At 68.4% G+C, this 11,148-nt stretch carries 6 protein-coding genes; all 6 read left to right on the plus strand.

The window, feature by feature from the left end:
* Positions 1-57: 57 nt before the first annotated feature.
* The 6 genes from MTE01_RS15705 to MTE01_RS15730 all read left to right on the plus strand — a co-directional run bounded on the left by MTE01_RS15705 (position 58) and on the right by MTE01_RS15730 (position 10,926).
* Positions 58-1,668, plus strand: a complete 1,611-nt coding sequence (locus tag MTE01_RS15705; protein WP_141378320.1) for a sugar ABC transporter ATP-binding protein — start codon at positions 58-60, stop codon at positions 1,666-1,668.
* On the plus strand, positions 1,665-2,708 hold the full coding sequence (locus MTE01_RS15710; protein ID WP_103208480.1) for an ABC transporter permease: 1,044 nt from the start codon (positions 1,665-1,667) through the stop codon (positions 2,706-2,708). The genes MTE01_RS15705 and MTE01_RS15710 overlap by 4 nt, the downstream gene beginning before the upstream one ends.
* Positions 2,708-3,727: an ABC transporter permease subunit gene (locus MTE01_RS15715; RefSeq protein ID WP_103208481.1), complete on the plus strand. Its 1,020-nt coding sequence runs from the start codon at positions 2,708-2,710 to the stop codon at positions 3,725-3,727. The genes MTE01_RS15710 and MTE01_RS15715 overlap by 1 nt, the downstream gene beginning before the upstream one ends.
* A 70-nt stretch (positions 3,728-3,797) precedes the next feature.
* Positions 3,798-5,342, plus strand: a complete 1,545-nt coding sequence (locus MTE01_RS15720) for a sugar ABC transporter ATP-binding protein (protein WP_103208635.1) — start codon at positions 3,798-3,800, stop codon at positions 5,340-5,342.
* Complete coding sequence (locus MTE01_RS15725; protein ID WP_103208482.1) at positions 5,335-6,372, plus strand: LacI family DNA-binding transcriptional regulator; 1,038 nt, start codon at positions 5,335-5,337, stop codon at positions 6,370-6,372. The genes MTE01_RS15720 and MTE01_RS15725 overlap by 8 nt, the downstream gene beginning before the upstream one ends.
* Positions 6,373-6,549: 177 nt before the next feature.
* Positions 6,550-10,926 (plus strand): family 43 glycosylhydrolase, encoded by a 4,377-nt coding sequence (locus MTE01_RS15730; protein ID WP_141378321.1) that lies wholly within the window; start codon positions 6,550-6,552, stop codon positions 10,924-10,926.
* The last annotated feature ends 222 nt before the right edge of the window (positions 10,927-11,148 follow it).

Raw genomic sequence — 11,148 nt, forward strand, 5'->3', positions numbered from 1 at the left:
GTGCGGGGTCGGTACCCACCGGCCCCGCACGCTCCCGATCCGAGAAAGCGATCGACAATGACATCTGAACGGGTCGCCGTGAAGCCATCCGAACGGTCAGCCGTGGTGGAGATGCGCGGCATCAGCATCCAGTTCCCCGGGGTGAAGGCGCTCGACGGCGTGGACTTCACCCTCTACGCCGGTGAGGTGCACTCCCTCATGGGAGAGAACGGCGCCGGCAAGTCCACCCTGATCAAGGCCCTGACCGGCGTCTACGGCATCGACGAAGGCGTCATCCGCGTCGAGGGGGCCGAGCGTCAGTTCCGCGCCACCGCCGACGCCCAGGCCGCGGGCATCGCCACCGTCTATCAAGAGGTCAACCTCTGCCAGAACCTCACCGTCGGTGAGAACGTCATGCTCGGCAACGAGATCCGTCGAGCCGGCATGGTCGATTGGAAGGCCACGCACGCCGCGGCCGCCACCTACCTCGCAGAGCTGGGCGTGCACATCGACACGCGATCGATCCTCGCCAGCCACTCGATCGCCCTTCAGCAGCTTGTCGCCATCAGCCGCGCGATGGTCGTCGACACCAAGGTGCTCGTGCTCGACGAGCCCACCTCGAGCCTCGACCGCGGCGAGGTCGAGCAGCTCTTCGGCGTCGTCCGCGATCTCCGCGACCGCGGCGTGGCGATCCTCTTCGTCTCGCACTTCCTCGACCAGATCTACGAGATCTCCGACCGACTCACGGTGCTTCGCAACGGCACCCTCGTGGGGGAGTACCCCGTCACCGAGCTCGGCCGTGAGCAGCTGGTGGCGAAGATGATCGGACGCGAGCTGGGCGAGCTGGATGCCATCTCCGCCAGCGCCGAGCGCCCGATCGACCGCAGCGGCACCCCGGTGCTGCGCGCGCTCTCGCTGGGGCGCAAGAACGCCCTCGAGCCGGTCGACCTCGACGTCTACCCGGGCGAGGTCGTGGGACTGGCCGGACTCCTCGGTTCCGGCCGCACCGAACTCGCTCGCCTGATCGCCGGCGCCGATCGGCCCGACGACGGCACCGTGCACGTGTCCGGCTCGGGCGCTCGCACCGGGTCGCCCCGCCACGCTCTCGACCGCGGCATCGCGTTCTCGTCGGAGGACCGCCGCGCCGAGGGCATCGTCGGCGACCTGACCGTCGCCGAGAACATCGTGCTCGGTATCCAGGCCCGCCGCGGCGCCCTGCGCAAGATCAGCGCCGCAGAGAAGCAGGCCGTCGTCGAGGAGTACATCACGGCGCTCGGCGTGCGCCCCGCCGATCCGAACGCCCTGATCCGCAACCTGTCGGGCGGGAACCAGCAGAAGGTCCTGCTGGCACGGTGGCTGGCCACCGCGCCCGAGCTGCTCATCCTCGACGAGCCCACCCGTGGCATCGACGTCGGTGCTAAGGCCGATATCCAGCGCAAGGTCGCCGAGCTCGCCGAGAAGGGCCTCGCGGTCATCTTCATCTCGTCCGAACTCGAAGAGGTGCTGCGCCTCGCCCAGCGCGTGGCGGTCCTGCGCGACCGTCGTAAGATCGGCGAACTGGCCACCCGCGACGTCGACCTCGACGCTCTCGTGGCCTACATCGCCGAGGGGCAATCCGAGTCGGCATCCGCCGCACCGCCGCACACCGCACCCGAGACACTGTCGTCCGATCGGGAGAAGATCGCATGAAGAAATTCCTCACCCACCGCCTCGTGTGGCCGATCGCGGCGCTGCTCGCGCTCATCGCCATCAACACGATCTCGCGACCGTCCTTCCTCAGCATCACGATGCAGAACGGTCAGTTCTACGGGTCGCTGATCGACATCCTGCGCAACAGCGCGCCGCTCATGCTCGTCGCCCTCGGCATGACCCTGGTCATCGCCACCCGAGGGATCGACCTCTCGGTCGGCGCGATCATGGCCGTCTCGGGGGCTGTCGCCCTCACCGTCATCGAGGCGTCGCCCGACCCCGGCAACCTCGGGGTGGTCTTCACCGCGATCGCCGCGGCCGTCGGCGTCGCCCTGCTCCTCGGGGTCTGGAACGGGTTCCTCGTCTCTGTCCTCGGCATCCAACCGATCATCGCCACGCTGGTGCTCATGCTCGCCGGCCGCGGTGTGGCGCTGCTGATCACGGGCGGCTTCATCACCACGATCAACAGCGATCCCTACAAGTTCATCGCCGGCGGGTACGTCCTGGGGCTCCCCTTCGCGTTCTTCGTCGCGATCTTCGCGGTGATCGTCGTCGGTATCCTCGAGCGTCGAACGGCCCTCGGCATGCTCACCGAGGCCGTGGGTATCAACCCCGAGGCCAGCCGCCTGGCGGGTGTCCGCTCGCGCGGCATCATCTGGGGCGCCTACATCGCCAGCGGCGCCCTCGCGGGTATCGCCGGCATCCTCTACAGCTCGAACATCATGGCCGCCGACGCCAACGCCGCCGGTCTCTACATCGAGCTGGATGCCATCCTCGCGGTCGTTCTGGGCGGTACCTCGCTCGCGGGGGGAAAGTTCAGCCTCGCCGGAACCGTCGTGGGTGTCTTCACCATCCAGACGCTGAAGAGCACCATCACCTTCCTGGGTGTTCCGCCCGCGGTCAGCCCCGTGTTCATGGCCGCGGCCGTGCTGATCGTGGTGCTCCTGCAATCGCGACGCTTCCGCGCGTACTTCCACACGGCGGGGCGCAGTGCGCTTCGTCCGATCACCCGACGTCCTGACGCAAAGGTGCTGTCCTGATGGCCACTCTCACCGAAGAACGACGCTCGACGTCGTCGTCCGCGGTCTCGTACCGCCGTTTCCTCAGCCGTCACATCTCGTGGGTGCCCGTCTTCGCCGCGGTCATCATCCTGGTCGTGATGATCGCCGGGGCCATGTGGTACTTCCCGAACTTCCAGCTGAACCGCATCATGTCGTCGATCCTGCTCGACAACGCGTACCTGCTCGTGCTCGCGGTGGGAATGACCTTCGTCATCCTCACCGGGGGGATCGACCTCTCGGTCGGGGCCGTGATGGCGTTCACCGGCATCCTGTGCGCGAAGATGCTCGGCGACGGGGTCCCGGTGGCCGTGGCCATCCCCGCGATGGTGCTCATCGGTGCGGCGATCGGACTGCTGATCGGTGTGCTGGTGCAGTTCTTCGACGTGCAGCCGTTCATCGCCTCGCTCATCGGCATGTTCCTCGCCCGCGGCCTGGCCTTCGTCGTCAGCCTCGAGTCGATCAAGGTCGACAACGAGGGGTTGCTGTGGCTGCAGTCGACGCGATTCTCGTTCGCCGGCTGGTACATCACCCCGACGGGCATCATCGCGCTCCTGACGGTGGCGCTGGCCGCCTTCGTCCTCCGTTACACGCGCTTCGGCCGCACGGTCTACGCGGTCGGCGGCAACGAGCAGTCGGCTCGCCTGATGGGCCTGCCCGTCGTCCGCGCGAAGCTGTCGGTCTACGTCATCAGCGGAGTGTGCGCGGGTCTCGCCGGTATCGTCCTGACCGCGTATTCCGGCGCCGGCTACCCGCTGAACGGTGTGGGTACCGAGCTCGACACCATCGCCGCGGTCGTCATCGGCGGCACCCTCCTGACCGGAGGCAGCGGCTTCGTCATTGGCTCGATGATCGGCGTCTTCGTCTACGGCCTCATCCGCACGATCATCTCCTTCTCGGGAGCCGAGCAGTCCTGGACGCGCATCACCGTCGGTGCCCTGCTGCTGCTGTTCGTGGTCGTGCAGCGGGTCATCGTGTCGCGCTCCGCGCTCAGTCGCTGACATTCGGCCGCGGGCTGCGCGGAAACACACTGCCGCGCGGTGTTAGCGCTCTCGCTCCGACGCGGGCATGATGGACCCCATGCCCGCCGCCGTCGCCCCGCCCCTCCTCGAGGTGCGCGGGGCGTCGGTGCGTTTCGGCGTCGAGTCGGCGCTCTCGGGCGTCGACTTCCGGCTGCAGGCCGGCGAGGTCCACTCGCTCATGGGCGAGAACGGTGCCGGCAAGTCCACGCTGATCAAGGCGATCACCGGAGCCCTCCGTCTCGACAGCGGCGAGATCCTCGTCGAGGGCACGCCCGTCCGGCTGTCGTCCCCCGCCGAGGCGCAGGCGGCCGGCATCTCGACGGTGTACCAGGAGATCGATCTCCTCCCCAACCTCACGGTGGCCGAGAACATCTCCCTCGGCCGCGAGCCCCGCAAGTGGGGCATGATCGACCACGCCGAGATGCGTCGTCGGGCCACCTCCGCCCTGGCGTCTCTGGGTGTCGAGGTGGATCCGGCCTCGATCCTGTCGTCGCATCCGCTGGCGATCCAGCAACTCGTCGCGATCGCTCGCGCGGTCTCGGTCGACGTCAAGGTGCTCGTCCTCGACGAGCCGACCTCGAGCCTCGACGCCGACGAGGTCGCGGAACTCTTCCGGGTGATCCGCGAGCTGAAGGAGACCGGTATCGCGGTGGTGTTCGTGTCGCACTTCCTCGACCAGGTCTACGAGATCTGCGATCGCGTCACGGTCCTGCGCGGTGGCTTCCTCGTCGGCGAGTACGCGACCCAGGAACTGCTGCGCATCGATCTCGTCGAGAAGATGCTCGGCGCCGCTGCGGGCGTTCTCGCCCCTCTCGGCCAGCGGACCGTCGATGAGAGCGAGGGCCCCGCCGTCGTCAGCGCGCGTGGCCTGACCGCCGGTCCGCGTCTGCGCGACGCCGATCTCGACCTCGCCGAGGGTGAGGTGATCGGGGTCGCCGGCCTCCTCGGCTCCGGACGCAGCGAGCTCGCCCGGGCCTTGACCGGCGTCGACCGGCCGGGCTCGGGGGAGGTGTTCGTCGACGGTGACCCCGTGCGGTTCGGTTCGCCGCGCGAGGCCATGAGCCGCCGTATCGCCTATTCGTCCGAGAACCGACGGACAGAGGGCGTCATCGGCGACCTCAGCGTGCTCGACAACATCAGCCTCGCTCTGCAGGCCCAGCGCGGCGTCCTGCGTCGCATGAGTACGGCGCGGCGCCGCGAGCTCGCGACCAGCTGGGTGGAGGCTCTGCACATCCGACCCGCCGACATCGACCGCCCCGTCTCGACGCTGTCGGGCGGCAACCAGCAGAAGGTGCTCCTCGCGCGCCTGCTCGCCCTCTCCCCCCGCGTGATCGTCCTCGACGAACCGACGCGGGGGATCGACGTCGGTGCCAAGGCCGAGATCCAGCGCCTCGTCGGCGAACTGTCCGACAACGGGCTCTCGATCATCTACATCTCGGCCGAGCTCGACGAAGTACTGCGCGTGGCGCACCTGGTGGCGGTGATGCGCGATGGAGTCCTCGCACAGATCGTCCCCGCCGTCGACCTCACCCCCGACGCCCTCCTGGCTCTCGTGGCCAAGCCCGAGAGTCCCGGTGAGGCGGCCCATGGCTGACGACAAAGCGGCGCGTACGGCGAACATCTTCGATGTGGCCCGCCTGGCCGGCGTCTCGCATCAGACGGTCTCGCGCGTGCTCAACAACATGCCCAACGTGCGCCCGGCCACCCGCGCACGGGTGGAGCAGGCGATCGCACAGCTGCGGTACAGCCCGTCGCCGGCCGCCCGGGCCCTCGTCACGCGCCGTACCCGCACCATCGGCCTCGTCACCCCGGGCAGCGTCGACTACGGCCCCTCGTCGATCGCGATGAACTTCAACTTCGCCGCCCGCGCGGCCCGGTACAACGTCGACGCCATCAGCTCTCCGCAGGGCGACGCCGTGGCGGTGCGCGCGGCCATCGACGGGCTGTTGAAGCAGCGAGTGGATGCCATCGTGCTCATCGTCGTCGACACCGAGGTGCTGGCATCCGTCCAGGCGCTCGATCTCGACATTCCCATCGTCGCGTCGGCGACGACGAGCCGTCCCCACCCGCGGCTCGTGGCGATCGACCAGTACCGCGCGGCCCGCAGCGCCGTGCGGCACCTGCGCGAGGCCGGGTACGGTCCGATCCGTCACATCGCCGGCCCCGCCCGCAATCCCGACGCCGTCGAGCGCATCCGCGGATGGCGCGAGGAGCTCGCTTCCTCGCGCAGCGAGTCGACCGCGCTCGTGCACGGGGACTGGTCGGCGGAAAGCGGGTACCGCATCGCGAGCGAGGCGGACATCGCCCCGGGGGAGGGCATCTTCGTCGCCAACGATCACATGGCGATCGGTGTGCTCTCGGCCCTGCGCGAGCGCGGACTGCGGGTCCCCGAAGACGTCGGGGTCGTCGGGATCGACGACGTCCCGGAGGCGGCTTTCCTCTACCCGTCGCTGACGACCGTCCGTCAGGACTTCGCGGCGCTCGGGGAGATCCTCATGCAGAAGGTGCTGCTCGCGGTCGAGGAGCCCGACACGGTGAGCGAGAGCACCCCTCTCCCGACGCGTCTCGTCGTTCGTGACTCGGCGCCCGCCGAGCGGCCCACCGGTTCGCGGCGCTCCCGCTGAGGCCACCGGTACGGTCGTCTCGCCTTCCTGTCGGTCGGGGGCGGCGCCCGGCCGCGAAACGCGATGTGATGACACCGCTCCCACGGTCGGCGGAGCAGCTGTTGACGTAACCATCCTGGTCATCGTGGTGTGTGAGCGCTAACATGCAGGGGACCGTCGATGACGACGGTTCCTGCAATGACGCACCCACGAGAGGACCCCACCCCCGTGATCCCTGACGACCGATCGGCGCCCCCGCGCCGCCGTTCCCGCTGGACGCTCGCCGTCCCTGTCATCGCCGCCCTCGTCGCGGCGCCCCTTACCGCGCCCGTGATCGCCGGCGCCGTCGCCGCGGACGCGGGTCTCGTCGCCGCCTACCCGCTCGACGAGACCTCCGGAACCGTCGCACGCGACACCTCCGGCAACGGTCGTAACGCGACGCTCGAGGGCGGGCCGACGCTCGCGGGCGCGGACGGCGTCCGTCTCGACGGCGTCGACGACGACATCAAGCTGCCGAACGACATCTTGAAGGGGCTCGATTCCATCACGGTCAGTACCGACGTGATCGTGCGCCCCGAGCAGAGCGGCAACTACTTCATCTGGGGTCTGGGCAACACCACGGATTGGTACGGCAACGGCTACCTCTTCGCGACGGGCAACCCGGCGCGCACCGGCATCGCCCTCGGCAACTGGAGCACCGAGCAGAAGGCCGAGGGCACTGCCGCCCTCGAGCGCGGGGTGTGGAAGAAGCTGACCTACACGCTCGACGCCGGGTCGAAGACGTCGCGCATGTACATCGACGGCGTCCAGATCGCCGAGAACACAGACACCACCACGCTCCCCCGCATGATCGGCGGCGGGACCACGACCGCGAACTACCTCGGTCGCTCCAACTACACCCCCGACAAGCGCCTGGCCGGAAGCCTGCGCGACTTCCGCATCTACGACCGCGCCCTCTCGGCCACCGAGGTCAAAGCCCTCGTGAAGACGCCCGAAGACGGTGCAGCCGTGCAGTCGGCTCTCGGCGCGTTGACGGTGACGAACGTCGACGACGTCCGCGGCAACCTGACCCTCCCCGGTTCGTCGCAGGGGCTCCCGGTCACCTGGACGACCTCGGACGCGAAGATCGTGACCGCCGACGGAGTCGTCACGCGGCCGTCGGCCGACGCGACCGTGACCCTCACGGCATCCGTCACCAAGAACGCCGTCACGCAGACGCGCGACTTCTCCGCGACGGTCCGCAAGGCGGCGCAGATCGGCCCCTTCGAGGGCTACACCTTCGCCTACTTCACCGGTAACTCCGTCGCGGGCGAGAACATCTACTTCGCCGCGAGCAACGGCAACAACGCCCTGTCGTGGACGGAGCTGAACAACGGACAGCCCACGCTCACCTCGACGTTCGGCGAGAAGGGGCTGCGAGACCCTTTCCTCATCCGTTCCCCCGAGGGTGACACGTTCTACCTGATCGCCACCGACCTCTCGATCGGACGCGACGGCAACTGGGACCGCTCGCAGCGCACCGGTTCGAAGTACCTCGAGGTGTGGGAGTCGCACAACCTCGTCACCTGGAGCGCGCAGCGCCATGTGAAGGTCTCGCCCGATACGGCGGGCAACACCTGGGCGCCCGAGGCGTACTGGGACGAGTCGCTGGGCGAGTACGTCGTGTTCTGGGCGTCGAAGATCTACCCCGAGAACGACCCGAACCACACCTCGAACGTCGCCAACAGCATGCTGTACGCCACCACGCGCGACTTCGTCACCTTCAGCGACACCAAGGTCTGGCAGGGCGGCATGTCGCGCATCGACTCCACCGTGATCAAGGCGAACGGCGTCTATCAGCGCTTCACCAAGGACGAGGGCGCCGGCACCACCGGGTGCAGCGACATCATCCAGGAGAGCTCGCCCGTGCTGACCGCCCCGCTCGACCAGTGGAAGCTCGTCACCTCGTGCATCGGCAAGAACGCCGGCACGCAGGCGGTCGAGGGGCCGAGCATCTTCAAGTCCAACCCGGGCGACGTCAACGGCGACAAGTACTACCTGTTCGTCGACGAGTACGGCGGGCGCGGCTACATCCCGCTCGCGACCACCGACATCGCCAACCCGGACTGGAAGGTCCCGGCCTCGTACCGTCTGCCCGGCAGCCCCCGTCATGGAACGGTCATGCCCGTCACGCAGGCGGAGCTCACGGCGCTGCGCGCGAACCTCCCGAAGCCGCTCGCCGCGAACGAGAAGGGCGAGCTCCTGCGGTACGACTTCACCGATGGGTCCGGGTCGACCCTGCACGACCGCTCCGGTGCGGGGCGTGACGCGCAGATCAAGGGAAACGCCGCCTGGGGTGACAACGCCCTGACCTTCGATGGCACCGACGACTACGTCGATCTGCCCGACAACGTGCTGGCGGGGACGACCGACATCACGGTCCAGGCCGAGATGCGCGTCGACGCAGCTCAGAAGAACCCGTACTTCCTGTACGCGTTCGGAAACACCGCGCAGGACGGCACCGGCAACGGCTACCTCTTCGCGACGGGGAACAATCAGCTGCGCGGAGCGCTCACGACGGGCAACTGGTCGGGGGAGCAGAACGCGCAGTCCGCGTCGGCGTTGCCGCGCGATCGCTGGGTGAACGTCACATACACCCTCAGCGGATCCACGGCACGGCTGTACCTCGACGGCCAACAGGTCGCCGAGAACACGAACGTCACGGTGCGCCCGGGCGATATCGGCGGCGGGCGAACGCTCGCGAATTACATCGGCAAGTCGGTCTACAACGCCGACAATCTGCTCCGTGGCCAGGTGCGCGAGTTCGCCCTCTACAACCGCGCGCTCTCGAGCGCCGAGATCGTCGCGCAATCGGGCAACGGGTCGATCCTCGGATCGGTGAGCCTGCAGGATGCGAGTGCTTTGAAAGTCGCCCCCATGGTCGACGCCGCCTCTCGCACGGTGACCTTCCCGGTCAGGCCGGGTACCGACCTGACGAAGCTGCGGCCGACCTTCACCACCGCAACGGGCACGACGGCCACCCCGCCGTCGGGCACACTGCGCGACCTCAGCGCTCCGGTGACCGTCACGCTGAAGACGCCGGGCCAAAATGACACGGTGTGGACGCTCCGGGCCGTGGAGATGAAGAGTCCGGTCCTGCCGGGGCTGTATGCCGACCCGAACATCGCGGTGTTCGGCGACACGTACTACATCTACGCCACCACCGACGGCACCCCCGGCTGGGGCGGCAACACCTTCTACGTCTGGAAGTCCAAGAACCTCGTGGACTGGACGCGGTCGGACAAGCCGTTCCTCACGCTCGACGGTGCGAAAGGCAACGTCCCCTGGGCCACCGGCAACGCCTGGGCTCCGACGATCATCGAGAAGGGCGGGAAGTACTACTTCTACTTCAGCGGGCACGAGCCGAACGCCAACCGCAAGATGATCGGTGTGGCCGTCGCAAGCAGCCCCGAAGGTCCGTTCACCGCCGAGGCGCAGCCGATGATCACCAACGGTGAGAGCGTCAACAGCGGGCAGGCGATCGATCCGGCCGCGTTCCGGGATCCCCAGACCGGCAAGTACTACCTGTTCTGGGGGAACGGCAAGCCGGTCTACGGCGAGCTGTCCGACGACATGAAGAGCATCACGGCGGGCACGATCAAACCGATCACCGGTCTGCCGGACTTCCGTGAGGGGCTCTTCATGAACTTCCGAGACGGGACGTACCATCTGACGTATTCGATCGACGACACCGGATCTCCCGACTACCGCGTCGGTTATGCCACGTCGACGAGCATCGACGGACCGTGGACCTACCGCGGCATTCTGCTGCAGAAGGATCCTTCGCAGGGCATCCTCGGACCGGCGCACAGCTCGATCATCAACGTGCCCGGAACCGACGAGTGGTACATCGCCTACCATCGCTTCGCCATCCCCGGCGGCGGCGGGACCAACCGGGAGACGACGATCGATCGGGTCCGGATCAGGGCCGACGGCCTCTTCCAAACCGTGACTCCGACGCTCACCAGCGTCGCCCCGCGCGAGGTCCCCACCGAGACGAACCCGGAGCCGAGCCCGTCGCCGTCACCCAGCGGTTCCCCGACCGGGAGCCCGTCGCATTCGCCGAGCGACTCGCCCAGCGCGAGCCCGACGCCGACCGTCGCCCCGACGGGTCAGCCCACGGTGCAGCCGACGGCGTCTCCGGTGGCCCCCTCGGCCTCGGTGTCGACGACGACCGTCGAGCGCGGTGGCACGGTACGGGTGACCGTGACCGGCCTGAAGGCCGGTGAGCAGGTCACCGCCGAACTGCGCAGCACGCCGATCCGCATCGCCGGCATCCCCGTCGCCGATGCGGCAGGTCGGGTCGTCTTCGACGTCCGCATCCCGGCGGACCTCGAAGCGGGCGCGCACACGATCGTCGTCTTCGCGGCGGACGGCTCGATCGTCCAGCGCGTGCCGATCACGGTCGTGCCGAAGGGGCAACTCGCCGCGACCGGCGCCCAGGGTCCCCTCGGGGGAGCGCTGCTCGCGGCGTTCCTGTTGGTCGCGGGAGCGGCGGTCTGGGTGACGCGTCGACCGCGTCGCGCGGTGTCGTAGCCGGCAGAAGGTGAAAAGAGAGGGGCCCGGATGCCATGGCATCCGGGCCCCTCTCCCGTGGAACGGACGCGGGATGGGTGCATCGCGGATGAGAGACGGGACGACCTGCGCCCAACCCTGCGTCCCCGAAATCACCCGTTGACCTTCCGCGGTTCACCCGTCTATTGTGTGTCGAACCGGTTCGACGAGTGAACCGGCTTCCCCCTCGACGTTGAGAGAAGA

The organism is Microbacterium testaceum (genome assembly GCF_006539145.1).
In the GTDB taxonomy this organism is placed as follows: Bacteria; Actinomycetota; Actinomycetes; order Actinomycetales; family Microbacteriaceae; genus Microbacterium; species Microbacterium testaceum.

Bases quoted from the DNA above. Each gene is read 5' to 3' on its own strand.
- MTE01_RS15705 (WP_141378320.1), top strand. From the start codon at position 58: ATGACATCTGAACGGGTCGCCGTGAAGCCATCCGAACGGTCAGCCGTG.
- MTE01_RS15710 (WP_103208480.1), top strand. From the start codon at position 1,665: ATGAAGAAATTCCTCACCCACCGCCTCGTGTGGCCGATCGCGGCGCTG.
- MTE01_RS15715 (WP_103208481.1), top strand. From the start codon at position 2,708: ATGGCCACTCTCACCGAAGAACGACGCTCGACGTCGTCGTCCGCGGTC.
- MTE01_RS15720 (WP_103208635.1), top strand. From the start codon at position 3,798: ATGGACCCCATGCCCGCCGCCGTCGCCCCGCCCCTCCTCGAGGTGCGC.
- MTE01_RS15725 (WP_103208482.1), top strand. From the start codon at position 5,335: ATGGCTGACGACAAAGCGGCGCGTACGGCGAACATCTTCGATGTGGCC.
- MTE01_RS15730 (WP_141378321.1), top strand. From the start codon at position 6,550: ATGACGCACCCACGAGAGGACCCCACCCCCGTGATCCCTGACGACCGA.